General features: G+C 39.6%; 24 protein-coding genes. 14 read left to right on the forward strand and 10 right to left on the reverse strand.

Annotated elements, in window-relative coordinates:
* Positions 1 to 47 precede the first annotated feature (47 nt).
* On the forward strand, positions 48 to 662 hold the full coding sequence (locus ALPR1_RS01465) for a cytochrome c oxidase subunit 3 (RefSeq protein WP_008197911.1): 615 nt from the start codon (positions 48 to 50) through the stop codon (positions 660 to 662).
* 7 nt (positions 663 to 669) lie between these two features.
* Positions 670 to 1,113, forward strand: a complete 444-nt coding sequence (locus ALPR1_RS01470; RefSeq protein ID WP_008197913.1) for an SRPBCC family protein — start codon at positions 670 to 672, stop codon at positions 1,111 to 1,113.
* Here ALPR1_RS01470 and ALPR1_RS01475 read toward each other — a convergent pair.
* Positions 1,110 to 1,583 carry a Fur family transcriptional regulator gene (locus tag ALPR1_RS01475; protein ID WP_008197915.1) on the reverse strand — a complete coding sequence of 158 codons (474 nt, stop codon included), beginning with the start codon at positions 1,581 to 1,583 and terminating at the stop codon, positions 1,110 to 1,112. The two genes, ALPR1_RS01470 and ALPR1_RS01475, sit on opposite strands and share 4 nt — an antisense overlap.
* Positions 1,584 to 1,793: 210 nt before the next feature.
* Here ALPR1_RS01475 and ALPR1_RS01480 point away from each other — a divergent pair, with 210 nt between their 5' ends.
* The 12 genes from ALPR1_RS01480 (at position 1,794) to moaA (ending at position 11,591) form a co-directional block, all read left to right on the forward strand.
* Positions 1,794 to 3,047 carry an aspartyl protease family protein gene (locus ALPR1_RS01480; protein WP_008197917.1) on the forward strand — a complete coding sequence of 418 codons (1,254 nt, stop codon included), beginning with the start codon at positions 1,794 to 1,796 and terminating at the stop codon, positions 3,045 to 3,047.
* A 116-nt stretch (positions 3,048 to 3,163) separates the two neighbouring features.
* Positions 3,164 to 3,754 (forward strand): LemA family protein, encoded by a 591-nt coding sequence (locus ALPR1_RS01485; RefSeq protein ID WP_008197918.1) that lies wholly within the window; start codon positions 3,164 to 3,166, stop codon positions 3,752 to 3,754.
* A 9-nt stretch (positions 3,755 to 3,763) separates the two neighbouring features.
* Positions 3,764 to 4,201: a TPM domain-containing protein gene (locus ALPR1_RS01490; protein WP_008197920.1), complete on the forward strand. Its 438-nt coding sequence runs from the start codon at positions 3,764 to 3,766 to the stop codon at positions 4,199 to 4,201.
* Positions 4,179 to 4,985 (forward strand): TPM domain-containing protein, encoded by an 807-nt coding sequence (locus ALPR1_RS01495; protein ID WP_008197922.1) that lies wholly within the window; start codon positions 4,179 to 4,181, stop codon positions 4,983 to 4,985. Before ALPR1_RS01490 ends, ALPR1_RS01495 begins: the two co-directional genes overlap by 23 nt.
* A gap of 217 nt (positions 4,986 to 5,202) precedes the next feature.
* On the forward strand, positions 5,203 to 6,372 hold the full coding sequence (locus ALPR1_RS01500) for a molybdopterin molybdotransferase MoeA (protein ID WP_008197923.1): 1,170 nt from the start codon (positions 5,203 to 5,205) through the stop codon (positions 6,370 to 6,372).
* Positions 6,372 to 6,947 (forward strand): molybdenum cofactor guanylyltransferase, encoded by a 576-nt coding sequence (locus tag ALPR1_RS01505; RefSeq protein ID WP_008197924.1) that lies wholly within the window; start codon positions 6,372 to 6,374, stop codon positions 6,945 to 6,947. The genes ALPR1_RS01500 and ALPR1_RS01505 overlap by 1 nt, the downstream gene beginning before the upstream one ends.
* A gap of 11 nt (positions 6,948 to 6,958) precedes the next feature.
* Complete coding sequence (cobA, locus tag ALPR1_RS01510; RefSeq protein WP_008197925.1) at positions 6,959 to 7,771, forward strand: uroporphyrinogen-III C-methyltransferase; 813 nt, start codon at positions 6,959 to 6,961, stop codon at positions 7,769 to 7,771.
* Positions 7,772 to 7,787: 16 nt separating this feature from the next.
* Positions 7,788 to 8,024 (forward strand): MoaD/ThiS family protein, encoded by a 237-nt coding sequence (locus ALPR1_RS01515; RefSeq protein WP_008197926.1) that lies wholly within the window; start codon positions 7,788 to 7,790, stop codon positions 8,022 to 8,024.
* Between the two features lies 1 nt (position 8,025).
* Entirely contained in the window at positions 8,026 to 9,057 is a 1,032-nt protein-coding gene (locus ALPR1_RS01520; RefSeq protein ID WP_008197927.1) for a HesA/MoeB/ThiF family protein, read from the forward strand.
* Positions 9,038 to 9,466, forward strand: a complete 429-nt coding sequence (locus ALPR1_RS01525) for a molybdenum cofactor biosynthesis protein MoaE (RefSeq protein WP_008197929.1) — start codon at positions 9,038 to 9,040, stop codon at positions 9,464 to 9,466. The genes ALPR1_RS01520 and ALPR1_RS01525 overlap by 20 nt, the downstream gene beginning before the upstream one ends.
* Positions 9,467 to 9,673: 207 nt before the next feature.
* On the forward strand, positions 9,674 to 10,591 hold the full coding sequence (moaCB, locus tag ALPR1_RS01530) for a bifunctional molybdenum cofactor biosynthesis protein MoaC/MoaB (protein ID WP_008197931.1): 918 nt from the start codon (positions 9,674 to 9,676) through the stop codon (positions 10,589 to 10,591).
* On the forward strand, positions 10,575 to 11,591 hold the full coding sequence (gene moaA / locus ALPR1_RS01535) for a GTP 3',8-cyclase MoaA (RefSeq protein WP_008197933.1): 1,017 nt from the start codon (positions 10,575 to 10,577) through the stop codon (positions 11,589 to 11,591). Before moaCB ends, moaA begins: the two co-directional genes overlap by 17 nt.
* Positions 11,592 to 11,730: 139 nt before the next feature.
* Here the strand turns inward: moaA and ALPR1_RS01540 are convergent, their stop codons facing one another.
* From ALPR1_RS01540 to nirD, 9 genes are all read right to left on the reverse strand, one after another.
* Positions 11,731 to 12,387, reverse strand: coding sequence for a DUF2490 domain-containing protein (locus ALPR1_RS01540; RefSeq protein WP_008197937.1), 657 nt, complete (start codon positions 12,385 to 12,387; stop codon positions 11,731 to 11,733).
* A gap of 151 nt (positions 12,388 to 12,538) precedes the next feature.
* Positions 12,539 to 13,813: an alginate export family protein gene (locus tag ALPR1_RS01545; protein WP_008197939.1), complete on the reverse strand. Its 1,275-nt coding sequence runs from the start codon at positions 13,811 to 13,813 to the stop codon at positions 12,539 to 12,541.
* Between the two features lie 147 nt (positions 13,814 to 13,960).
* Complete coding sequence (locus ALPR1_RS01550) at positions 13,961 to 15,403, reverse strand: rubredoxin (RefSeq protein ID WP_008197940.1); 1,443 nt, start codon at positions 15,401 to 15,403, stop codon at positions 13,961 to 13,963.
* Positions 15,400 to 18,924: a nitrate reductase gene (locus tag ALPR1_RS01555; RefSeq protein ID WP_008197942.1), complete on the reverse strand. Its 3,525-nt coding sequence runs from the start codon at positions 18,922 to 18,924 to the stop codon at positions 15,400 to 15,402. Before ALPR1_RS01555 ends, ALPR1_RS01550 begins: the two co-directional genes overlap by 4 nt.
* Positions 18,925 to 19,028: 104 nt before the next feature.
* Entirely contained in the window at positions 19,029 to 20,453 is a 1,425-nt protein-coding gene (locus ALPR1_RS01560; protein WP_008197943.1) for an MFS transporter, read from the reverse strand.
* A gap of 135 nt (positions 20,454 to 20,588) precedes the next feature.
* Positions 20,589 to 21,251, reverse strand: coding sequence for a response regulator (locus ALPR1_RS01565; protein WP_008197944.1), 663 nt, complete (start codon positions 21,249 to 21,251; stop codon positions 20,589 to 20,591).
* Positions 21,252 to 21,309: 58 nt separating this feature from the next.
* Positions 21,310 to 23,121, reverse strand: coding sequence for a sensor histidine kinase (locus tag ALPR1_RS01570; RefSeq protein ID WP_008197945.1), 1,812 nt, complete (start codon positions 23,119 to 23,121; stop codon positions 21,310 to 21,312).
* A 3-nt stretch (positions 23,122 to 23,124) separates the two neighbouring features.
* Positions 23,125 to 23,706 carry a DUF4202 domain-containing protein gene (locus ALPR1_RS01575; RefSeq protein ID WP_008197946.1) on the reverse strand — a complete coding sequence of 194 codons (582 nt, stop codon included), beginning with the start codon at positions 23,704 to 23,706 and terminating at the stop codon, positions 23,125 to 23,127.
* Positions 23,707 to 23,717: 11 nt separating this feature from the next.
* A complete protein-coding gene (nirD, locus tag ALPR1_RS01580) occupies positions 23,718 to 24,095 on the reverse strand; it encodes a nitrite reductase small subunit NirD (RefSeq protein ID WP_008197947.1) in 378 nt (125 codons plus the stop codon).
* Positions 24,096 to 24,100 lie beyond the last annotated feature (5 nt).

Here is a 24,100-nt window from a genome sequence, read left to right on the forward strand (position 1 = left end):
GATTTAGAAAATTATGAACCTATGGAGCTGTAAAATGTTTAGCTGTCATGGAGCATCCAAAAGAGACCAAAACTTGGCTACAGAGATTGGAAAGTCTGCATCATTACGAAACGCTTTTGTTTTTGGGAATGGTGGGCAGTGGTCTTCTTTTTCTTTTTTTGACGGTTGCTTTTCTCTTTTCGGATCGAAAATACCTTGAGGGACTGAATCAGAAAGTTCCGGTTTCATTTGTTGTTTCCACGGTTCTGATCATTCTGAGTGGCTATACAGCTACCAAAATGAGGTACTATTATCAAGAAGAAAATACCCTAAAACTTCAGGCTGCCCTTCGAAACACCCTTCTACTTGGTTTGGCTTTTACGCTTTTCCAGTTAGTAGGATGGCTGGAGTTGACGAATATGGGTGTTAATTTTACAGGAATCCCCAGCGGAAGCTTCCTCTATGTGTTATCCGGTATTCATATTTTCCACTTATTGGGAGCGATGATTTTTGCCATCATTTTATTGCGGCAGATTCGAAAGCACCAAGAAGACCAGATCAAAAATCTTGTGTTGCTTACCAATCCTTATGAAAAAATGAGGATTCGGTTATTCACAGTCTATTGGCACTTTATGGATGCAATCTGGTTGATTTTGTTTTTCCTTTTTGTCCTAAGTTTTTAAATCAAGTATGAAACTGACTCTTAAAACTTCGGTAGAGAAAGATTATCTAGCAGTAAAAGCTGAATTTGGGAAGGAGCTATTTGAAAAGCTTAATCCACCTTTCCCACCAGTAAAACTCCTACAGTTTGATGGATCCAAGAAAGGGGATTTGGTATCTCTGGAGTTAAACTTTATTCTTTTTCGCCAAAAATGGATAAGTGAAATTGTGGAAGATCAAACAAATGAAAAGGAATTCTACTTTGTGGATCAAGGCAAGATTTTACCTTTCTTCCTAAAAAGCTGGAAACATAAGCATCGCATCATTAAATCTGAAAATGGAAGTATCATACAGGATGAAATCAACTATTCTTCCCCTTTCGGGTTAATGACATTCCTGATGTATCCCTTGCTATGGGTACAATTTGCCTATAGAAAACCCATTTACCGCAGGTTTTTTAGAAAGGAGAGTTAGACTAAGTCCAATTTGTTTTCACAGTCTTTGATGAGGCAGTCACCATATAATACCAGAGAATGACTTTTGATGGAGGAGTTAAATTCTGCTCCCACAGTCTCCTTGATCTCATTGATTTTTGGATCGGAGAATTCTCGGATTTTTCTACATTGGTTGCAGACATGATGGTCATGATGCTTGTAAGTCAAAGCCTGCTCATATAAAGCCACTTTGTCTTTAAACTGGTGCTTGACAGCAAGGCCACTTTCTACCAAAAGATCCAATGTGTTGTAAATAGTCGCTCGACTGATGGTATAACCCTTATTGCGCATGCTAAGAAAAAGGCCCTCTACATCCATGTGCTCATCCTCTGGCAAGGAATAAAGCTCATCGATCACTGAAAACCTTTCTGGGGTTTTTCTACTTCCTTTTTTGGAGAGAAAATATTCAAAAATCTTTTTCGCTTTTTCTATAAGTGCTTTATCGGCCATATTTTGGATACTAAAAAATAAAGATGAGAGATTCTATGATTTTTGGCAAGGGGAGCAAACAATTCTACGCTTATTTGGTATTAATCTAAATTCAACAAAGAATCATCAAATCCGTAAAAGATGTTGTTGTCAATGGAATTTAAGAAATTCCATATGCTTTTTTTTTAAAAAGGATTAACTTATAACTGTCACCCAGGTTACTAAGCCCAAATGAATCATAGGATTGCTGTACTTCTATTTTTATGCTTTTTCTTTATAGAAAAGGGGATTTCCCAAGTACCGGGGTTTTATATGAAAGAAGAAAAGAGGAAAGTTCAAATCCCTTTTTACGCCTCGAATAATTTAATCATTTTACCAGTTTCGATCAATGGAAATTACCCTGTCAACTTTCTAGTAGACACCGGTGTTCGCGCCAATATCCTCTTTAGCAAGAGTCTAGGAGATGCAATGGAACTGTCCTATTCTCGAGAACTCAATTTAGTGGGAGCGGATGGAGCCGCAAGTCTGGTGGCATTTGTTTCACCCTCTAACCATTTAGACCTTGGGCCATTAGAAGGAACTTTCCAAAACTTATTGGTTTTGGAGGAGGACTTTTTGGAATTGGAAAAAGTGATCGGAATTCCGATTTATGGGATCATTGGCTATGAGTTTTTTAAATACAACCCGATCAAGATTGATTATGACCAGGAAATGATTTCCTTTTATCAGCGAGGAGCATTGAAATGGAAACCCCTATTTTATAAAAAGCTGGATATGATTATTGAGGGGCAAAAACCCTATATCGAGGCTAAAGTAAAACAAGAAAATGGACCGGTGCTGGAAACCAAATTATTGATTGACACTGGGGCAAATCATGGCTTGTTGTTAAATAAGGAGACTTCCAATGACATATTCTTGCCCAATCGTTTTATTGAAACCCAGCTTGGTCAGAGTTTAGGTGGAGAGCTATTTGGCTTTATTGGTAGGGTGAAAAACTTGAAAATCAAAAATATGCGCTTAGACGAGGTTCTTACTTCCTATCCCGAGGAGACACCGTTTAGCTATGTGATCAAAGAATCTGGAAGGCAAGGAAGCTTGGGATCAGAAGTCTTAGGGAGGATGAATATGATTTATGATTATCCAAGAGAAAGGGTTTTGATCCAAAAAGGTGATAATTTCTACCAGCCATTTGAGTATGATATGAGTGGCATGTCATTGAAAAAAGTGCCAACCGAGGAAAATAGGATTTATGTCAGTCAGGTTAGAGTCAATTCTCCAGCAAGCGAGGTAGGCATTGTGACTTTTGACGAAATTCTCTCCATTAATAAAGTCCCAATTTTTATCTGGGAGTTACATGAAATCATTAAATTATTTCGATCCGAAGATGGAAAAGAAATTGACTTGGAGATCAGAAGGTATGAAGGAGAAGATATAGAGAAATACGAAGATCTTCAGTTTCGAATCGTGCTAGAAAAGCAGATTTGAGATATTGTGCGCCTATTCGAAGAAAAAAGGATATTTTTGACTTTCATTGGAGGGGAATAAAACTTCCCAATTCATATTCCGTGAATAATTCAGTTTACTAAACCAAAAGAGCAACTATGAAAAAATTACTGATTCCTATTTTAATATTAGCCGTGGTCGGGATTTTCATCTATACCAAGGCAGTAGGAACCTATAATCAATTTGTCCAAACTGAAGAGCAGATAAATGGACAATGGGCCGAGGTGGAAACCCAATATCAAAGAAGAGCTGATCTTATTCCAAACTTGGTGAATACGGTCAAAGGATATGCAGATTTTGAGCAAGAGACTTTAACAGGCGTTGTAGAGGCTAGAGCAAAAGCGACTTCGGTCAATGTGGATGCAAGTAATCTTACACCAGATAAATTAGCTCAATTTCAGGAGGCACAAGACCAACTTTCTGGAGCATTGAGTAGGCTTTTGGTCACTGTGGAGCGTTATCCTGATTTAAAAGCAAATCAAAACTTCCTAGAACTTCAGGCTCAGTTGGAAGGAACAGAAAATAGAATTGCTGTGGCAAGACGGAAGTTTAACGAGTCGGTTCAGGCTTACAATTCAAACCTTCGGATATTCCCTAACAATATCTTTGCGGGCTGGTACGACTTCGAACAAAAAGGCTACTTTGAGGCCGCTGCAGGTTCAGAAAATGCCCCTTCAGTCCAGTTTTAATTAATAGCTATGGCTTCAAAATTATTCTCTTCTGCAGATAGAGAGGCGATTATTAACGCCATCAAATCTGCAGAGGTAGCTACATCAGGAGAGATTCAGGTACACATAGAAAGTCGATGCAAAATCGATGTACTTGATAGAGCAGTGGAGGTTTTTGATAAACTTAAAATGTATCAAACTCAGGACAGAAACGGGGTATTATTTTACCTCGCAGTGACCGATAAGAAGTTTGCCATTTTAGGTGATTCAGGGATTAATGAAGCTGTCCCAGAGGATTTCTGGGAAAATATTAAAGAACAAATGGCCAGTCATTTCAAAGCTGGCGAATTTACACAAGGTCTGATAGAAGGCATTAATCAAGCCGGTAAGCAACTAGGAACGCATTTCCCTTATCAAGGTGATTCAGACATAAACGAACTTCCTGATGAGATTTCATTTGGATCCTAAGATCCGCCCAATAGTATTCTTATTAATTTTTGTTTCAGGAGCGTTATTCGCTCAGGATTTTCCTCCTTCTCCAAATCCTCCCAGATTGGTAAATGATTTTACCAATACACTTTCTGCTGCTGAAAACCAGCAATTAGAAAACAAGCTAGTGGCTTATAATGATAGCACATCCACTCAGATTTCCATCGTCATGATGCGTTCTGTTGGGGATTATGATATTTCAGATTATGCCTTTCGATTGGCTGAAGACTGGGGTATAGGGGGTGCTGAAAATGATAATGGGATTCTAATTTTGGCTGCTATGAATGACCGAAAGGTCTTTATCGCTACTGGATACGGAATGGAAGGAGCAGTTCCGGATGCACTTGCCAAAAGGATTGTAGAGCAACTCATCATCCCTAATTTTAAGATGGAGGCCTATTACCAAGGTTTGGATCAGGCAACAGACATGATTTTCAAATTAGCTTCTGGTGAGTATAAAGCAGAAGATATTGAATCTAAGGGAAAAGGTGGAGGAGCGATTTTCTTCCTCTTGTTCTTCATATTTATTTTCGTGATCCTCCCAATGATAAGGAATAAAAATGACAATGATAACCACATGGGTGGCCGTGGAGGCGGTGTAGATCTGTGGACCACGATCATGCTAGCTAATATGCTGGGCGGCGGTGGCCGAAGAGGCGGTGGCTTTGGAGGTGGCGGCGGCTTTGGTGGCGGCGGAGGTGGTGGCTTCGGCGGTTTTGGCGGCGGTGGCTTCGGCGGCGGTGGAGCTGGAGGAAGCTGGTAAGACGAAAAATATGAAGTGAAAATTCAATAACCTGAATAAACATAGGCCTGGAATCAATTTGATTTCAGGCTTTTTTATTTCTGTATGAAAGGAATGCTTAGAATTCTTTTTCTTGGTATAAATTAAAAGAGAGTTTACTCTTTGATGAAAATAAATACGTAGAAAAATAAGTATTTATACTTAAATTACTTATCTTTATCACCTGTTCGAATAGTTTATGATTTCTGTTTTCCAAGCGCTTTCTATTATTGATCAAAACACAGAAGCCTTAGCCCCTGTTCTTTTGCCATTGTCAAAATTGAATGGATGTGTTTTGGCAGAAGATGTTCAAGCACCGATTAGTTTGCCGCCTTTTCGCCAATCAGCCATGGATGGTTATGCTTTTAAGCATGGGAAGGATGAGCTTCGGTTGATCGGAGAAAGCAAGGCAGGTGATTTTGCCGAGTTTAAAATTGGAAGTGCAGATTGTGTTAGAATATTTACCGGAGCCCGCGTTCCAGACCAGGCAGATACTGTGGTCATGCAAGAGCATGTAGAAAAAACCAGTTCAGGCATTCGTCTTATCAAAACTCCCGAAAAAGGAACGAACGTGAGACCTGTCGGCGAGCAGATAAAGCAAGGAGAGATTGTCTTAAAGAAAGGAACCAAGATCAATGCTGCGATAGTAGGGTTCTTGGCCGGTCTTGGCATCTCAGAGGTTTTAGTCATACCAATACCCAAAATAGCGTTGATTGTCACGGGAAATGAACTTCAGGAGCCAGGAACGCCCCTGAAGCCCGGGTCAGTTTATGAAAGCAATCGAGTGATGATTGAAACAGCCCTGAAGGCTGAAAATGTTGAGTTGATTCTTTCTAACCATGTATTGGATGATAAGGAATCTACTTTCGAGGCAATAAGAGTAGCCTTGGATGCCGATATGGTTTTGATTTCAGGCGGCATCTCTGTGGGCGATTATGATTTTGTCAAAGAGTCTCTAGAAAGAAATGGAGTAGAAGAAAAATTCTATAAGATTAATCAGAAACCCGGGAAGCCGCTTTGGTATGGGAAAAAAGGAAAAACTCAGGTTTTTGCTTTGCCTGGAAATCCAGCCTCTTCTTTAACCTGTTTCCTGATTTATGCCACAGCGGCGATCCGTAAAATGAATGGAACAGAGAAGATTGATATTCAATTAAAAAAAGGGAAAATGAAAGGTCATTTTGTGAATAAATTTCAAAAAGCACTTTTCTTACAAGCCCGGGAGCAATCTGGAGTTTTGGAAGTATATCCCAAACAAGCCTCCAGCATGCTGGTATCCTTCACACAGAGTAATGCGTTTTTATTTGTTCCAGAAGATGTGAAAGAAATACAGGAGGAGGATGAAGTGCATTACATCCCTTTCAAATTATAATGAGCCAAAGCAAAGAAAATATCGCGGTGTACATTCTCTGCGGAGGAAAAAGTACTAGAATGCAAGAAGAGAAAGGTCTCGTTGATTTTCAGGGTAAACCTTTTATTCAATGGATTCTTGAAGCTATTTTTCCTCTTAGTAGTAATATTACTTTGGTGACCAAGAACAAAGCATACCAGAAATTCGGATTCCCTCTGATATCAGATTTGCAAGATGATAAAGGGCCTGTGGGAGGAATTTATACCGCGCTTGCCCATTCGGATACTCAGACAAACCTTATCCTTAGTTGCGATATTCCAAAGATTACAACCAATGTACTTTCGGAACTGATAACTCAGGCAAAAAACTGTAAAAACAGCATTTGCTTTTTGACGGATGGATTACATGATTACCCTTTAATCGGATGCTATTCTAAATCATTACTTCCTGTTTTTGCCGAAGCAGTATTGGAAAGCCGATTAAAGCTTTGTCCTTTAGTGAACGAACAGAATCCGATGAAACTGTTCGTCTATCAAAAAAACCAATCAGCCTTGACCAATATCAATTCCAAAGCTGAATTGCATAGCCTTACCTAACAAACCTAGCCATGAATACAATCACAGGAAAATCTCCTCAACTCACGTTGGTGGGAGCAGGACCCGGAGACCCGGAGCTATTGACTTTAAAAGCGATCAAAGCGCTTCAGGAAGCAGATGTCGTACTTTATGATGCCTTAGCAAATGAAGAAATTCTAGATTACGCTAATAAGGCCTTGAAGATTCCCGTGGGTAAGAGAAAGGGAATGCATTCTCATTCTCAGGATCAGATCAATGAAATGATTGTGGAATATGCTTTTAATTATGGGCATGTGGTGCGATTAAAAGGTGGAGATCCTTTTGTTTTTGGCCGAGGAAAAGAAGAGCAGGAATATGTAGAGAGTTTGGGAATAGAAACATCCGTCATTCCCGGAATTTCCTCCAGTGTTGCTGTTCCGGCAAGTATTGGCATTCCTGTCACTTCCCGAGGCGTATCAGAAAGCTTCTGGGTGATAACAGGAACCACCACCAGCAAAAAACTTTCTAAGGATGTGGCCTTAGCGGCACAATCTACTGCAACAGTGATCATTTTGATGGGGCTGGGGAAGATTAGTGAAATTACCTCTATTTATAAATCTTTAGGGAAAATGGATTTGCCTGTCGCTGTCATTCAAGATGGTACCAAACCAGAGCAGAAGGAAGTAGTCGGAACGATTGATAGCATTGAGGAGTTGATTGAGAAGGAGAAGATTTCCGCTCCAGCCATTATTGTAATTGGAGAGGTCGTACATTTAGCATCGAGAAAATTAAAAGAGGAATTAGATTTTGTACTGGAAGATGAATTCATTTTTCAGAACCTCAATACGATTCCTTTTGTAAATTGAATGAAAATTATAGCCTATGATTCAGGTAAAATATTTCGGGGTAATTGCAGAAGCAGCACAGCGTGATTCGGAGAATATTGCCGAAAATAATATGACTTTGGCTCAGGTTCTCATGGAATTATCCACCAGACATAGTTTAGGCGATTACCACTTTCAGGTAGCGATCAACCGGAAAATTGTATCTGAGGATTCAGACCAGGTACTTTCCGATGGAGATGAAATTGCCTTTTTACCACCATTTTCTGGAGGTTGAAATGAATCGATATATCCGTCAGATAAATTTACCCAATGTAGGAGACTCAGGTCAAAAAAAACTACGCGATAGTCAAATTCTAGTCATAGGTGCTGGAGGTTTGGGTTGTGCTGTTTTGCCATATTTGGCTGCAGCTGGCGTGGGAAGAATAGGTATTATCGATGGTGATAAAATCGAGGAGTCAAACCTCCATAGACAGGTACTTTATGGCCCCCACCAAATTGGCAGCTATAAATCCAAAATAGCGGCAGAATCCATCATCAAAAACAATCCAGATGTGGAGGTTTTGGTGTATGAAGAATACCTTAGCTCCAAAAATTCAGAAAAGATTTTTCAAGGATTTGATTTGATCATTGATGCCACAGATAATCTCTTTATCCGGTATGTGATTAATGATACTTGCTTAGCATTAGGAATTCCTTTTGTCTATGGCTCTATCCATCAATTTCAAGGACAGGTTTCTGTTTTTAATTACCAAGGTGGGCCCAGTTATCGTGATATTTTTCCGGATGAAAATCAAACCGTTCCTAATTGCGCAGAAGCAGGAGTTCTGGGAACTACTGTAGGTTTGATAGGGATGCTTCAAGCCAATGAAGCAATTAAAATCATTTTGGAGATCGGAGATGTACTTTCTGGCAAACTCTTGATTTATGATATGTTGAGTCATTCTCAGCAAGTGTTTGAATTTGGGAATGCACCGAAGAAGGAAAAAAAAGAAAATTCCAATTCCTTTGAGTCTTTGAATCCAGAGGAAGCTCTAGTTGGAGATGCTATCTTGTTAGATGTTAGAGAAAAAGGTGAAGTTCCTGTAATAGAGTTTGCTAACTCCATCAGCATGCCCTTATCTTTAATGGAAAGCGAAAGTAATAAACTGGATAAAGAGGCAGAAATTCGCATCTTTTGTCAATCAGGAGCTCGAAGTAGAAAGGCCGCTGAGTTGCTTTCCAAAAAAGGATTTCAGAATTTGAAGTTGATACGTGGAGGAGCAAAAGACTTATTACAATTAACGAAAAATGAAAAAAGTATTTCTTGAAGGAGCGATTTCCCCAGAATTCATATCAGAATCCATCGCAAAGCATCAAAGCAAACATAGTATTGGTGCTCATAACATCTTTTTGGGCCAGGTAAGAGCAGATGAAGTGGAGGGCAAGAAAGTTGAGTCCATCGACTTCACGAGTTATGAGGAGATGGCCAATGAAAAATTGCATGAAATCCGGGAAGCTGCTTTTGAAAAGTTTGATTTGACTTGTTTACATATTTATCATAGTCTCGGAAACGTGAAAGTTGGGGAGATTTGCATTTTCGTTTTCGTATCTTCCAAAAGAAGAAAGCCGGTTTATGAAGCTACTGAATGGCTGGTCAATCAGGTAAAAACGGAAGTTCCGATCTTTGGGAAGGAGATTTTCGAAAATGAAGAATCTCAGTGGAAGGTGAATAGTTGAGCAGTTTTCAGTGGGCAGTCGCAGTAGGCAGTGTGAAAAGTCAGAAGTCTGAAAAGGGAAAGAAATTAGAAACTGAAAATAGGAAACGGAATGAATGTCAGGCTGAGCGGAGTCGAAGCCTTTTCTTTCACAGTGATAAAAAGTAGTCAGTAGGAAGGGCATAAATTCAGAAAGCTGAAATCAGAAGTCTGAAAAGTAAATTTTGAAATGGTAGATATTACGCATAAAATAACCACCCTTCGTGTTGCCAAGGCGAAAGCTATTGTTCAGGTAAGTATGCCTGAGACCATCACGGCCGTGGAGGAAAATAAAGTACCTAAAGGAAATGTATTCGAAATGGCCAAAGTAGCCGGTCTTTTCGCAGTGAAAAACACACATATTACCATTCCAGATTGTCATCCTCTTCCGATTGAATTTACGGCAGTGGAATATGAGATTCAGGGAATGGAAATTCATATTTTCATTACGGTGAAAACAGTCTATAAAACAGGCGTGGAGGTAGAAGCCATGCATGGAGCCTCAGTGATCGCACTGACCATGTATGATATGCTCAAGCCGATAGACAAAGGAATAGTAATCCGTGAAGTAGGTTTGGTGGAGAAGAAAGGTGGCAAAAGCAGCTTTAAACAGCAAAGTCCAGATACCATTAATGCAGCAGTGATCGTTTGTTCGGATTCTGTATCTAAAGGGATCAAAAAAGATGCTGCAGGGAAGGCGATTGTGGACAAATTGGAAACGATGGGAGTGGATATCGCTTCCTATGAAATTATTCCTGATGAGCTGGAGCAAATTCGCAAAAAGGCATTGGAATATGCGGACTCTACCAAGCTGGTGATTTTTGCCGGAGGAACAGGGTTATCCAAGCGGGATGTTACCCCAGAGGCTTTGGAACCTATCTTGGAGAGGAGAATTCCTGGAATTGAAGAGGCCATTCGAAGTTATGGACAGAAAATCATGCCTTACGCTATGTTGTCCAGGTCGGTGGCAGGTACTATTGGAGATTGCCTAGTTTTGGCTCTTCCAGGCTCCACCAACGGCGCCAAGGAATCTATGGATGCGGTTTTTCCGCATTTATTGCATGTATTTAAAGTATTGAGAGGAACGAAGCATGATGGGAAAGACTGAAAATCTACAGGTACTCAAAGATCAATTTGGTAGGACACACGACTATCTTAGAATCTCTCTGATCGAGAAATGCAATCTGCGATGTCAGTATTGCATGCCTGAAGAGGGGATTCCTTTGACTCCTTCTAAATTTCTGATGAATGCTGATGAGATCGAAAGTCTGGCTCGAACTTTTGTGAATTTGGGTGTAAAAAAGATACGCCTTACGGGTGGAGAGCCCCTGCTTCGTAAAGATTTTGAAGCTATTCTAGCAAAGTTGTCCCAATTTCCGGTGGATTTGTCTATTACCACCAATGGGATTTTGGCGGATCGCTTTCTCCCTATTTTTAAAAAACACCAACTCAAAAAAGTCAATTTCAGTCTTGATACCCTAAAAGAAGAGCGATTTAAGGAAATCACCCGAAGATCAGGCTATGAAAAAACGATGGAGAATCTCGACCTGTTTATTCGGGAAGGATTTGAAGTGAAATTGAATATTGTACTGATGAAGGGCATCAATGATGATGAGGTAGTAGACTTTGTGAAATTCACCAAAGACCTTCCTATTTCTGCCCGTTTTATCGAGTTTATGCCTTTTGATGGGAATAAATGGGATCGATCTAAAATGGTATCCGAACAAGAGGTGTTATCTGCAGTAGGATCCACTTTGGGTTCAGAAAATTTAATAGCGCTTCCTGATGAGGAGAATCTAACAGCCAGAAAATTTCAGATTAAGGGATACCAAGGGAATTTTGGGGTGATTTCATCCGTCACCAATCCATTTTGCGGTACCTGCAACAGAATCCGCCTAACTGCCAATGGCAGAATCAAAAACTGTCTGTTCTCCAATCAGGAAACAGATTTGTTGACAGCTTTAAGAGCGGGTGAAGATGTGGAGCAATTGATTTTGGAAGCTATTCTACGTAAAAAGGCTGTGCGTGCCGGTATGGATAATTTAGAAAAATTGTCTGACCCTAATTTACATTCTGATAATCGCAGTATGATCGCGATTGGGGGGTAATTAATGAGTTTTTAGACTATCCCGTAGCTATTCGAGATCCGATAATTATCGGAATGCAATCTCAAATTCAATTCTATTTTTTTAAAAGGGTTGCAATATTTTTATCTCTCCGTTTTCTTTGGTTTAAAACCGAACTGATTTAAAAATTAATAAACGAAACAATATTTATTTGATCCCTATTGGTATTGGGTAAAAACTGGTTCATATACCCGATTTCGAGCCGTGTTGTTTTCGAAAACCGATAACCTATTCCACCATAGAGCCTGTTCCGATCAAATGTATTGCCCGAAGTGTTTAGGAAAATTTCATTGTAGGCGGAGAAATATACAGTATGATCTATCATATCCTTATTATTCAAAGGAATATTTATTGACAGAAAGTATCTAAACCGCATTCTAAAGTCTGATTCAATAAATCGTTGCTCAAATCGATAGCGATGCTGGACTGCAACAATTCCAATATTTTGGCGAGTGATAAATTGCTGAAAAATCCGATGTTCATTAATATTCACTTTGTCATCAGAGTCCTCCATGTAGTTTTGACTCAAAATGTATCCATAGCCAAGCAGAACATTATTGTTATTTTCTGTCAAGTTATAGCCAATTCCCGTTCTAATAAGTAATTGTTCTAGATCACCGATTGCATTATAATTTCGGTATTGCACTTCGTTGTGCCAATTCCAATCATTCTTGATTTTCATATTACCAAAGTAAAGCAACCAATTTCCTAGATCACTTTCTTGGGAATAGCTTGAGAAGGGAATAGCCATTATTAAAAAAATCAGGAGTTTCTTCATTCCATCAAATTATGCCCAAAACTTGTATTAACCCAAGTTCTACCTTCCTATTGTGAATATATCTTCAAAATCCACAAGTATTTGAGGGTTTCCGAAAAGGCAAATTGGAGAATGAGAAAAAGGAAAAGCCCGTCGATTGACAGGCTTTTTGCTATTTTTCATCCATTGTGAAATTCAGTAATCTAGGATTGACTACAAGCATCACCCAGCCCCAGTTGTTGGTGTTTTCGGAACTGACTCCCCCTTTAATCACACTCATGCTTTCGGAAGCAAATAGTTGGGAATAGCCAACATTCATTTTGATGTTTTTGCTGATGACTTTGCTAAAAACCAAATCTAGTTCAGTTCCTAAATAACTTTCCTGTCCATCTCCCAAACTGGCCTGACTGGAGAAATAATGCAAGTTTGCCGCAAAGTTTGACTTCTCACCTGTGGGAATCTGAGCTTTTGCATAGATGTTATTTAGCCCCACATTGTTGGCATGGTTGCCTACATAAAAATAGTCCATGTATCCATTAAACTTGTGATTGGTGCCATAAAGAGGGAAAAAGGAATTGTTTTTTTCCGAGCCAGATGGATCCGTTCCACTTAGTGATTCAAATCCTAATGTAAAAGCAACTTTTCCAGGTTTAAATTTTGCCTCAAGCATGTATTGATAAGCTGATAAATCTGTGCTTGCATTTGCTTTGCCAGTTTGCAAATAGGCCGAACCTGTGATGCTGAAAACAGAAAGCGGAAAGTTAAAATAGGTACCAGTGGTTTGTCTGTAATAAAGCCCATCAGGTCTCGGTGTCGCCTCATCAGTATATTTCTGGAAGCCATTATTCATAAACAAAAAGCTAATTGATCCTTTGTCCCAAGCTTTTTTCAAATGTGCTAATTGCATCACTTTATAAGAAAAAAGCCCATTGATGGTGTAATCAGAGCCTAGTGATTTTTGATTTTCCTGGTTAAAAGCAAAGGCTAAATCCAAGTCCAGTTTATTTTTGCTGAACTGAAGCATAGCCGCATCGTGAAATCGACCCTGCATGGTCCAATCCACCTCACCTAATATCCGTTGATCATCATACGAAATCGCCTGCCTTCCGACTTTCAAAGCCCAGTTTTCTGTGAAGCGATAACGCATCCAGGCCTGAAAAAGGGAAAATGAGTTGTTACTGTCTCCAATAGCCAGCTGCTGGGTATCTCCCCAAGTACTGACATCTTGCACGCTCATGTAGATTTGAAGTTTGCCATCTTGGTAGCCAAAGTTCAATCGGGATCGTTGCGTGACAAATGCAGCGGCTTTTGCATCATCAGGAAAAAGGCTTCCAAAACCATGTCTATATTCAAATCTCGGACGTAGATCTGCGTCCAAAGTAAAAGTCTGCGCTTGACTAAGCTGATACCAGCTAATCAAGAGTAAGGTGCTAAGAATTCGTTTCATAGGTTGAGTAGTTAATACGTATAAAAATAAGTATAAATACTTAATAATAAAAAATATAAATACGTATTTATTTACGTATTTTATTTAATAGATATAAAAAAAACAGGCTGATTTTGAGCCTGTTAACTTATGGAGACAGGAAGGGATTCAATCCAGTTGCCGTGAAAACTTTTTCTTGACAAAATCAGCCTTCGGAGCATCACAAACTGGACAGAGATAGTCAATAGGCAAGTCATCGAAAGAAGTTTCTGCCGGAATGTTTTGTGTGTGGTCTCCGTAAATTGGATCATATATCGTCAGGCAATTTTTGCATTGGTAGGCTTCCGTAATAACCAGCTCTTTGGCGGGGGATGATTTCTTGGACTTTTTGTTTTGGTTTCCAAGCTGCTCAAAGTAAAGTTTACTGAGCTCTATCAAAAGATTCGGTAATTCCACCTGGTCCACTTCTTGAACATGTACTATGTATTCTTGTGTGTTGGGGTCAAAATTTTTAGCATAAAGCAGGTTGTAAGTGCTTTTTAGGTTGAGTTCTTCGAAACCTTTTGGGGGATGATTTTTTTCGATAATGATCGAAGTGAAATAGTAAGCCTTCTTTGTATAATCTGTAATGCTAAAGGTCAGTCCATAGGTACTGATGTCGTTTTTATCAAAATTGGAAACCAAATATTCTTTCAGCTCCAATGCTGATTTATTATTGACAGGTAGGTGCCAATTTAGTTCCAGCATGGAATGCCTGACATTGATTCCCCAAGTTCCTAAAAGCTTCTCCCATTCTAGTTTTGATTTTTCGGGAATCCCTTTGATAATAATCGATTTCCAGGGAGTAATTGAGATTTTCCCGATTTTACAATCCGCACAGAGATCACATAAAACTTTCAGAAATGCGATGTAATATTTATTGTTTCTCCAATATAGTCCAAGCCAATAACTGTCTGCACCCACTCTATTGATCCCTTCGTAATAGGGGAATGGGAAAAATGGGATTTCCAGAGATTGATCCACGGTTCGATTATTGGTCTGCACGGCATCATTGACCAAGTCGAATAGCATTTCTGTGGAATCAGGATCTTCTTGAAGTAGATTTTCAATTGTCCCAGCCACCTTGGCTAAATCCCAGCTGTAGATTAAAGCAGGGTACATTTCGGTCTGCTCCCAGTCAGGTAGTCTGACATATAAATACCAATAATCTTCGTGTTCGGAAGCGATAAAATTTAAGTGCCCCGTATAGAGTGGTACCAACCGCTGCCTGGGATCTGTAATGTTTATTTTAAGGACAGTTTTTTGACGAAACTGCTCCAAAATGTACAAATAGCGATCTCCAGTAAGCCAGGGAGTATTTGAAAAAATATCCGCTGAGACATAAGATGAAACGATGTTTTCACTGCCAGTTTCATCTGGAGAAAGAATCTGAAACTTATCTGATTTCTCTACCTCTATTTCTTCTCCTTCCCCGATAAATAGAATGTCTTGTCTAGAGCCTAAAGAAATGGTTTCTAACCCGGCATTTTCTGCCAGTTCCAATATTTGTTTTAGTTCTGCAGGAGATAAAACCCCTCCTTTGACGATTACTCTGGAAAATGACTTTTTCATGCCGTTACCTTTGATTGGTTAAGTATTTCACGGACTTCAGTTTTACAGCTACCGCATCCAAGACCTGCTCCTGTTTCAGAGCAAAGATTTCCAAAATCAGTACAACCACCAGCTATTGCTTCTTTGATGTTTCCTTCCCCAACTCGGCTGCAGCTACACACAAGTTTTCCTATAACAGGTCTGGTGTCAGAGGAGCCCATAAGTAGAGTTTTTCTCTTTTCAGAAAGCTCAATTCTATTTTCTATGAGAGTCTTGAATTCTGCAAATTCATTTTTATCTCCCATTAACACGGCTCCAATCAAGAGGTCATCCTTGACGATGCATTTTTTATAATAGCGTCTGCTGATATCCGTAAATACTATTTCCTCATAACTATCGTCATTTTCCGGAACGAAAATATCTCCGATACTACAGAGTTCCAGATCCTTGAATTTGAGGATATTCATTAAGACCGAGCCGTCATAAGAACTACTGACATCTCCAGCAATAAAATTAGCTAGGACTGCGGCCTGCTCCTCGGCAGCCGAAGTAATTCCAAACAATTGATTATTGTATTCTGCAATTTCCCCAATGGCAAATAAGTTGGGAAAATTTGATTGTAAATGCTGATTTACTTTAACCCCTCTCCCGCAAATAATGCCATTGTCTCTGGCAATTTTGATGTTGGGCTGAGTACCTATGGCATAGACAATGGCATTGGCCTGAATGATCTTGCCACTTTTTAAAGTGATGCTTAGGCTATGTTCCTCCTCTTCGTCAAACACCGTACTTACTTCATTATCGAAATAGGTGTGAATGCCTCGCTCCTGAACATCCAATGCTAATAGCTTACTGGACACTGCATCAAGTTGGCGCTCCATTAATCTGGAAGCTCGCTGTACGATGGTTACTTTTACCTTGGTATGCTGAAGGGCAGCTGCAAGTTCCAATCCTAACAGTCCACCTCCAACAATGACTACATGCTGATTTTCTGGTGGGAGTTTGGTGGAATCTAAGTAGGCTTTGAATCGGTCTGCATCTGATTTATTCCTCATGGTAAACCTTCCCGGCATATCCAATTGCGCATCTTTTGGAACGAAAGCTCGGCTACCTGTCGCTAGAATAATCTTGTCATAAGCATATTCAATCCCATCCTGATCTTTCACCAGTTGATTTACCGGATCAATGTTTTCAATGGACTTTCCTGTAAGTAGATCTATTTTGAGCTTTTTCAGCTCTTTTTCCTTAATCTTCTGAAGCTGCTCCCAGGTGAGCTCTTCAGTGACATATTCTGGAAGCAAGACTCTGTTATAGAAAGGGTTTGGCTCTTTGGAAAAGACTTGAATAGAGTCGCTCTCATTATGTTCACGATAATTCTGAATAAACCTGAATGCCGCTGCACCTGCTCCGATCACTAGAATCTTTTCAACAGGCTTTTTATATTTTTTGACAGATACCGTGGTATACTTAAAGTCTGGCTCCTTTGACTGAGGATCTACTCGGTTAAAGGTTAGATTATTGGCTCTATTAAGATCATTTTGTAATTGCTTGCCCCAATGCATTGGGAGAAAAACAACGCCTTCGCGAATGTTTTTTGAGATTTTGGCTCGAACTCGAACAACGCCATTTTTACTTTTGATCTCCACCACATCTCCTTCTTTCACTTTATCAATGTAGGCGTCGATGGAATTCATTTCCAGCACCGGATGCGAATAATGTGTTCTCAAACGAGATACTTTTCCCGTTTTGGTCATGGTATGCCATTGATCCCGAACTCTCCCTGTGGTCAAAATCAAAGGAAATTCTGGGCTCGGTTTTTCCGAAGTGTTTTCTACTTGTTTTGGGATATTGAATACCGCTTTTTTGGAAGGAGTGTGAAACTGATGGTCAGCAAATAATCTAGGAGTTCCCGTATGGCGATAATCTGGCACAGGCCATTGGAAGGTTCCTTCTGCTTTAAGTCGATCATAGTTCAAAAATGAAATATCGATCGAAGTACCTTTTGTCATCGACGCGTACTCCTCATAAATTTCTTCTGCATTGGAGAAATTGAATCCACGAAATCCCATTTTTTTGGCAAAGTCACATAGAATTTCCACATCTGCACGAGCTTCTCCGGGAGGTTCGATTCCCTTGTTTAAATAGGAAATTCTTCGTTCGGAATTCGTCATGGTTCCTTCCTTCTCCAGCCATCCCGCTGCAGGCAAAACCAGGTCTGCAAAAGCTACTGTATCAGATTTATGCGAGATGTCCTGAACCACCACAAACTTTGCGTTGGAAAGGGCTTTTTCCATCCTTTTTAGGTTGGGAAGGCTCACCATCGGGTTGGTACAAATGATCCAAACAGCTTTCATTTTTCCAGATTCTAAAGCTTCAAACATTTCTGTGGCTGAAAATCCGGGATTGGGTGATATCTGATCTACTCCCCAAAAGTCTGCTACTTCCTGTCTATGTTTTGGATTTGAAAGTTCTTTATGCACTGCTAATAAGCTAGCCATGCCTCCTACTTCTCTTCCTCCCATAGCATTGGGCTGGCCTGTCAATGAAAAAGGACCATTTCCTGGTTTCCCAATTCTTCCCGTAACAAGCGATAAATTCAATAAAGAGAAGTTTTTATCTGTACCGATGGAGCTTTGGTTGAGGCCCATTGCCCACATGCTGATAAATCCTCCTGAAGTACCGATTAGATCTGCTGCAGTTTTAATATCTTCAATGGGCACGCCACACATTTTAGAGGCATTACTCAGTGAGACAGACATAACTTGTTTTCGGTACTTTAGGTAGTTTTCTGTGTGGTTCTCAATAAAATTTTGATCTACAAAGCCTGTCTCGATCAACCTTCTTCCGATGGCATTGTAAAGGATAATATCCGTCCCAGGGATCAGTTGTAAGTGTAAATCTGCAAAATTGGCGGAATCTGTTTTTCTAGGATCTGCTACAATGATTTTGACATTTGGGTTCTTCTCCTTGTGCTTTTCTAGCCTGCGGAACAGGATGGGATGACACCATGCGGGATTAGCACCAGCAATTAAAAAAACGTCTGCCAATTCTATGTCATCGTAAGCGATAGGCACTGAGTCTTCCCCAAACGTCTTTTTGTAGGCCACTACTGCTGAGCTCATGCATAGCCTGGAATTGGTGTCGATGTTATTGGTACCCAAAAAACCTTTAACCAGCTTATTGGCGATATAGTATTCTTCAGTAAGGCACTGGCCAGATACATAAAAACCAACGCTGTCAGGTCCATGTTTTTGTATCAAAGACTTGAATACTCCTGCTGCTCTATCCAATGCATCATCCCAAGAAACCCGCTCCATAGGATGAGACTTGCTCCAGCGCATTTCTGGATATAAAATCCGGTCTGAAGTGTCATTTACTACGTAGTGAAGGTTCATCCCTTTACTACAAAGCATCCCTTGGTTTACAGGATGGTTTTGATCTCCCTCTACCAGGACTTTATCTTTTTGATCAATGCTTGCCACGATTCCGCAACCGACACCGCAATAAGAACAAGTGGTTTTTATTTTTTTGCCAAGATTCACAGGTGAATATTTAGATCAATTGATTAGCGCTTTAAAATTTAAAATAGCTCCTTGATAGCTAGAAATCCAGTTTCAAGGAGCTTATTTATTGGATTTAGAATTATTTATTTCTCAACTCTCACAAGCTCTGGGGTCAACTTTTTTAATTCTATTTCAGCTTCTTTTTCATCTTCTGTACTAAATCGAATGATTAAGGTAACTATACCTGCTAGGACGATGCAGGAACCTATGATCAAATAGCCAGATGATACTGCGGAGGCGGCTGCGGCTGATTGAGCCGCGGCAGCAGCTGTAGCTCCTAATGTTTCTGAAGCTACTAAAGCGGCTTTCTCTGCCACAGCAGACTTAGAACTTAAGAAAAGTGCGGCAAGAAAAGCTCCGAAATTTCCTCCGGCTCCTACGATTCCAGAGATGGAACCCACGGCTTTTCTATTGATAAATGGAACAACCGAAAAAGTGGCTCCTTCGGCCATTTGAACAGATAAACTAAAGGCAATCAGAAGGGCAATTCCTACATATAAACTGCTCGCTAATGAAAATGCGCTTAACATCACCCCCTCGATTACCATGATGACAGCCAAGAAATATACCCGACCTTTCAAACCATTGGTTTTACCGAATTTATCTCCAAAGAATCCTCCCAGTGTTCGTGCAAAGAGATTCATTAATGCAAAGGAGAGTACAATGTTTCCTGCGGTGATTCTTTCCAACTGAAATGTATTTTGTAAGTAATCATCCATGGTTCCATAAACCGTAAGTTCTATACCGAAGCATGCTGCATAGACGATAAATAAAACCCATACTCTGTAATCTTTTAGGGTTTCTAAAAAGCCAACTTTGTCTTTTTTGATTTTAGGTAAGTCCACACCTTTGGCTTCCAACTCGCTAAAGTTTCCTTCTGGGGTGTCTTTTGTAAAGAAATAATAAAGCAGACCAGTCAAGAAGCAGACAATACCTGCGATAACCATAGAATATCTCCAAGCATCTCCTTCTGCGATACCAAAGCTAATGACGATGGCTGCAATGATAGGCATCCCTAATCTATTGGCTCCACCCCCTAAATTTCCCCATCCAGCTGAGGTAGCGTTAGCAGTTCCCACCACATTAGAGGCAAACATCAAAGAAGTATGCACCTGAGTGATGACAAAAGAAGCCCCAATAAATCCAGTGAAAAGACGGCATAAGTAAAACTGCATTGGGGTCTGAACCAAACCACTAAGTATTACCGGGATAGAACCTAAGACCAAAAGCCAGGTATAGCATATCCTAGGACCGTATTTATCGCACAGTTTCCCTATCAAGAGTCTGGCAAAAACAGTTCCTGCCACTGCTAATACTGTTGCATTCCATTTTTGTGCTGGTGTCAAGCCTAAATCTTTGACGACATCAGGCATGAATGGGACAATCCCAAACCATGCGAAAAAACAAATGAAAAACGCCAACGAAGTAATCCAAAAAGTTCGGATTGGAACACTACTGATATCTCTGAGATTCAATCGTGTTGCTTTGTGTGAGATGAGATGTTTCATTTTACTTAATTTTATCTTGAATAAAAGTAAGTAAAAATACTTATTATCTAAAGAAAGTACGTAAAATATTTAGTAAAAAAATTAAAAAAAGCCTTAAATGGTCTTTTAAGGCTAGTAAATATACGTATTAAATACTTAGATTAAGTGAAGCTCTTTGGATTTGTTGGTAAGCTCTACCAAATTTTTCACATTGAGTTTTTTCATCAAATTAAAGCGATGGACTTCAGCAGTTCTTTTACTGATTTTTAATTCATCAGCAATTTCATTATTCCCTTTCCCTTTGAGAATCAAATCCAAGATTTGTTTCTCACGATTCGTCAGTGCTGCAAGCTCTTCAGAAACCGGCTCTTTCTTCTGCTTAGGCTTAGGTGTTCCTCCTACAAAATTATTGATGATAATGGCGGAGACATCTCCGGAAAAATACTTTCCTCCGTCTTTGATGCTGTTCAAAGCCTTTAAAAACTCGGATTTAGACGATCCTTTAAGTAAATATCCATCTGCTCCAGCTTCAATGGACTCTAGAACATATTCTTCTGAGTCATGCATGGAAAGGACTAATTTTTTTATTTCTGGGTATTCAGCAGTTAATTTTCTAACAACCTCTATCCCATTCATGTTTGGCATTCGGATATCAACAATCAATAGATCAGGCTGTCTTTTCGAAATGACTTTCAAAGCTTCGATCCCGTCTGATGCCTCATCAATTACCTGAAAACCAGATTCATTTTCTAAAAGTGATTTAATACCATCGCGAACCAATTCATGGTCATCAGCAAGGACTATTTGTGTGGGATTCATGGGCTCTAAAGTTAATACGTAGTAAAATAAGCAAATTTACGTATAAAAGGCTAGTGAATTATTGCAAAGGGACGTTCAAGGTTACTCTTGTACCCTCGTTTTCAGAGGAATTGATAAACAGTCTTCCATTGATGTAATTGATTCTTTCCTGCATAAAAGTTAGTCCCATTCCGCCGTCCTTATCTGGCTTAGCTTTCAATTTCGATTTGTCAAATCCTTTGCCGTTGTCATCTACAATGATGCTTAGCAGTTTTTCGCTATGGGAAATAGTTACGATGATATGAGAAGAATCTGCATACTTGATGGCATTGTTGATGGCTTCCTGGGTGATTCTATACAAGTTAATCTCCACCAATGAATCAAGCCTTTGATTAAAATCGGTCTTATTGAAAAGAACGATGTTTTTATCCGTCAATTTTTCCAGTTCCTGGGTCAATTCTGTCAAAGCTGGAACGATCCCGTAATCTTTCAGTTCTGGAGGGGTAAGGTTAAAAGTAGCAGTCCTTACCCCTTTGATGATATTACTCGTGAGTAACTTCAGTTTTTCTATTTTTTCGGCAGCAGATTCGGGATTTTCTAGTTCAACACTCTCTAGCAAGTATTTTAAACCTGTAAGCATTTGACCGATACCATCATGGATATCTTTAGCAATCCGGTTTTGCTCATTCTCTTGATTTTCTATAATCTGACGGCTCAACACTTTTTGTTGAAGCATCTTTTCCTCAAAACTTTCTTTGGTGAGGCGCTCCACCTCGAGCATGGCTTCTTTACGCTTGGTGATATCAAGACAAACAATAATCAGTTCGGTCTTATTTTCTCCTGCATTAAAAGGTAGCATGGAGAAATCCAGCCATATTTCTGTGCCTTCTTTATTACACGCTTTGATTTCACCTTGCCAACCTGATTTTTTGTTTTCGGAAATAATCCGATCTACCATTAACTGTTCATTTTCATTAATGGAAATCAATTCTGAAAACTTGGCATTCAGGTTTAGCTTTTTGGCTTGAAGGAGTCTTGCAAACTGATCACCCATATGAGTCACATATCCCTCAGGAGTTACTCGGGCAAAAAGCAAGATTTCGTCCATGGCCTGACTTAGAGCTCTCAGTTCACGAACAGATTTTTCTTTGGATTGAGAAAGCAAATCAGCATCCTTGGCCATTTTGACCGCTTTTTTCTCTGCTTCCATGAGTTCTCGAATGCTGTTTTTCATCGCTTTTGCCGATGGCCAAAAGATGATCAAAAACTCTCCTAGCAATACAAGCAAGGTGAATATGGTAATGCCAATTTCTAGCTTTCTTAATTTGGATACTTTTGCTTTGGCTTCATTGTCGTATTGATCGACAATTTTTTCCATTTGTTTCAAAAATGCAGATGCTGCCCCTTGAAGTTTCTTCAATTCCTGATTGACCAAAACAGAATCGGGAGATGGCTTTTGGGATAGTAAAATCAAAGATTGGGTAGTAGTGATCACTTGATCAAAAGTAGGCTGGATTCCAGCAAACATTTCTGAGATTTCAGGGCTGTTTTCTGCTTCTAAACCTAACTTTTCATCCCCAAATTTTAAAGCTTGATGCGCCATCTCCCATTCCGCTTGCGTGGCATGAATATTTTCAATCAATGGCTGTTTTGTGGAATCTGATTTATTGAGAGTCAGCAAAAGTACCTCTTTTGTCAATTTTTGACTGAGCATTCGTTGCCTACCAGCTACATTGATAAGTTTACTATCGTCTTCCTGATCGTTTAGATAGGTACGAATTAAAAATTGGCTAGTCAGTAAGGAAATAGCGATGGCGCCTAAAGCGATGATGTATAAACGCCGGAGCCGATTAAAAGTATACTGATCTAAAGTTTTGGTATGCTGAGCCATTATTTATTCTAACACTGCTTCTTTTATGAGTTGCAAGCTTTCGGGAGAAAATGAAATTTGTAATGCGGCCTTATGGCCTTTTTCGGACATTTTTGTCCAGGTCTTTTTTAAGATGTCGATGATTTTTTCCTTTTCATGTTTGGCTGCAAAATCTTCAAAATAATGCTCCAGAAAAACCAGGCAAATGACATCCTCTAAGGTTTGGGTTTCCAAATCCGATTTTAGATGTTTTTTGCGAATCAAATGGGTTACTCTATCAATAAATCCTTCATCATACCCGACATCAGATAATAGTTTGGAAGTAATGTCTGCATGCATTTTTTTCAGTTCTTCCCTCCATCGCAAGTATCCAACTCGGTCCATCGGGTATTCTGATCTTGGAATTTTCCACCTGCCAATATGTTGTGCTCTAGCAGCAATTTTTAGATGTTCAGGAGCATTGGGGTCAAAGGCCTCCAATCTTTTGCTCATTCGTATGGAATAGAGCAATTCTTTTGCATACTGATGTTCCCCAAGGGTTTCATTTACAGGGTCCTCGGAATTGATCGCGTCGATTTTAGCAATTGCTTTATTAAAAATGGTCATGTGAAATTGGTTTAATCCGCAAAACCAATATATACATTTCCATCTTCTATTTTGACGGGATAAGTAGCAATGCTATAATCTTCTCCATTTAAATTGCTTCCATTTTCTAAGGAAAAGGTCTTCTTATGTAAAGGGCAAGCTACTTTTGGGATTCCTGAAGCATCTCCAATCATCCCTCGAGACAGCACCATTTCCATTTTATGAGGGCAAAGATTCTGGCAGGCATACCAAGTATCGGTGCGCTGAAAATAGTAAACTGCTATTTGTTTTGATTTGTATTTGATACAGCCTCCACCATTCGCTGGAAAATCTGCAGCTTTACCCACGGACACCCAATTGATAACCTCGTTTTGAGCTACAGTTTGATATGTTTTCAATAATTCTTCCATAATTT

It is taken from the genome of Algoriphagus machipongonensis, from assembly GCF_000166275.1.
Lineage (GTDB): Bacteria > Bacteroidota > Bacteroidia > Cytophagales > Cyclobacteriaceae > Algoriphagus > Algoriphagus machipongonensis.

Bases quoted from the DNA above. Each gene is read 5' to 3' on its own strand.
- ALPR1_RS01465 (WP_008197911.1), top strand. From the start codon at position 48: ATGGAGCATCCAAAAGAGACCAAAACTTGGCTACAGAGATTGGAAAGT.
- ALPR1_RS01470 (WP_008197913.1), top strand. From the start codon at position 670: ATGAAACTGACTCTTAAAACTTCGGTAGAGAAAGATTATCTAGCAGTA.
- ALPR1_RS01475 (WP_008197915.1), bottom strand. From the start codon at position 1,583: ATGGCCGATAAAGCACTTATAGAAAAAGCGAAAAAGATTTTTGAATAT.
- ALPR1_RS01480 (WP_008197917.1), top strand. From the start codon at position 1,794: ATGAATCATAGGATTGCTGTACTTCTATTTTTATGCTTTTTCTTTATA.
- ALPR1_RS01485 (WP_008197918.1), top strand. From the start codon at position 3,164: ATGAAAAAATTACTGATTCCTATTTTAATATTAGCCGTGGTCGGGATT.
- ALPR1_RS01490 (WP_008197920.1), top strand. From the start codon at position 3,764: ATGGCTTCAAAATTATTCTCTTCTGCAGATAGAGAGGCGATTATTAAC.
- ALPR1_RS01495 (WP_008197922.1), top strand. From the start codon at position 4,179: ATGAGATTTCATTTGGATCCTAAGATCCGCCCAATAGTATTCTTATTA.
- ALPR1_RS01500 (WP_008197923.1), top strand. From the start codon at position 5,203: ATGATTTCTGTTTTCCAAGCGCTTTCTATTATTGATCAAAACACAGAA.
- ALPR1_RS01505 (WP_008197924.1), top strand. From the start codon at position 6,372: ATGAGCCAAAGCAAAGAAAATATCGCGGTGTACATTCTCTGCGGAGGA.
- cobA (WP_008197925.1), top strand. From the start codon at position 6,959: ATGAATACAATCACAGGAAAATCTCCTCAACTCACGTTGGTGGGAGCA.
- ALPR1_RS01515 (WP_008197926.1), top strand. From the start codon at position 7,788: ATGATTCAGGTAAAATATTTCGGGGTAATTGCAGAAGCAGCACAGCGT.
- ALPR1_RS01520 (WP_008197927.1), top strand. From the start codon at position 8,026: ATGAATCGATATATCCGTCAGATAAATTTACCCAATGTAGGAGACTCA.
- ALPR1_RS01525 (WP_008197929.1), top strand. From the start codon at position 9,038: ATGAAAAAAGTATTTCTTGAAGGAGCGATTTCCCCAGAATTCATATCA.
- moaCB (WP_008197931.1), top strand. From the start codon at position 9,674: ATGGTAGATATTACGCATAAAATAACCACCCTTCGTGTTGCCAAGGCG.
- moaA (WP_008197933.1), top strand. From the start codon at position 10,575: ATGATGGGAAAGACTGAAAATCTACAGGTACTCAAAGATCAATTTGGT.
- ALPR1_RS01540 (WP_008197937.1), bottom strand. From the start codon at position 12,387: ATGAAGAAACTCCTGATTTTTTTAATAATGGCTATTCCCTTCTCAAGC.
- ALPR1_RS01545 (WP_008197939.1), bottom strand. From the start codon at position 13,813: ATGAAACGAATTCTTAGCACCTTACTCTTGATTAGCTGGTATCAGCTT.
- ALPR1_RS01550 (WP_008197940.1), bottom strand. From the start codon at position 15,403: ATGAAAAAGTCATTTTCCAGAGTAATCGTCAAAGGAGGGGTTTTATCT.
- ALPR1_RS01560 (WP_008197943.1), bottom strand. From the start codon at position 20,453: ATGAAACATCTCATCTCACACAAAGCAACACGATTGAATCTCAGAGAT.
- ALPR1_RS01565 (WP_008197944.1), bottom strand. From the start codon at position 21,251: ATGAATCCCACACAAATAGTCCTTGCTGATGACCATGAATTGGTTCGC.
- ALPR1_RS01570 (WP_008197945.1), bottom strand. From the start codon at position 23,121: ATGGCTCAGCATACCAAAACTTTAGATCAGTATACTTTTAATCGGCTC.
- ALPR1_RS01575 (WP_008197946.1), bottom strand. From the start codon at position 23,706: ATGACCATTTTTAATAAAGCAATTGCTAAAATCGACGCGATCAATTCC.
- nirD (WP_008197947.1), bottom strand. From the start codon at position 24,095: ATGGAAGAATTATTGAAAACATATCAAACTGTAGCTCAAAACGAGGTT.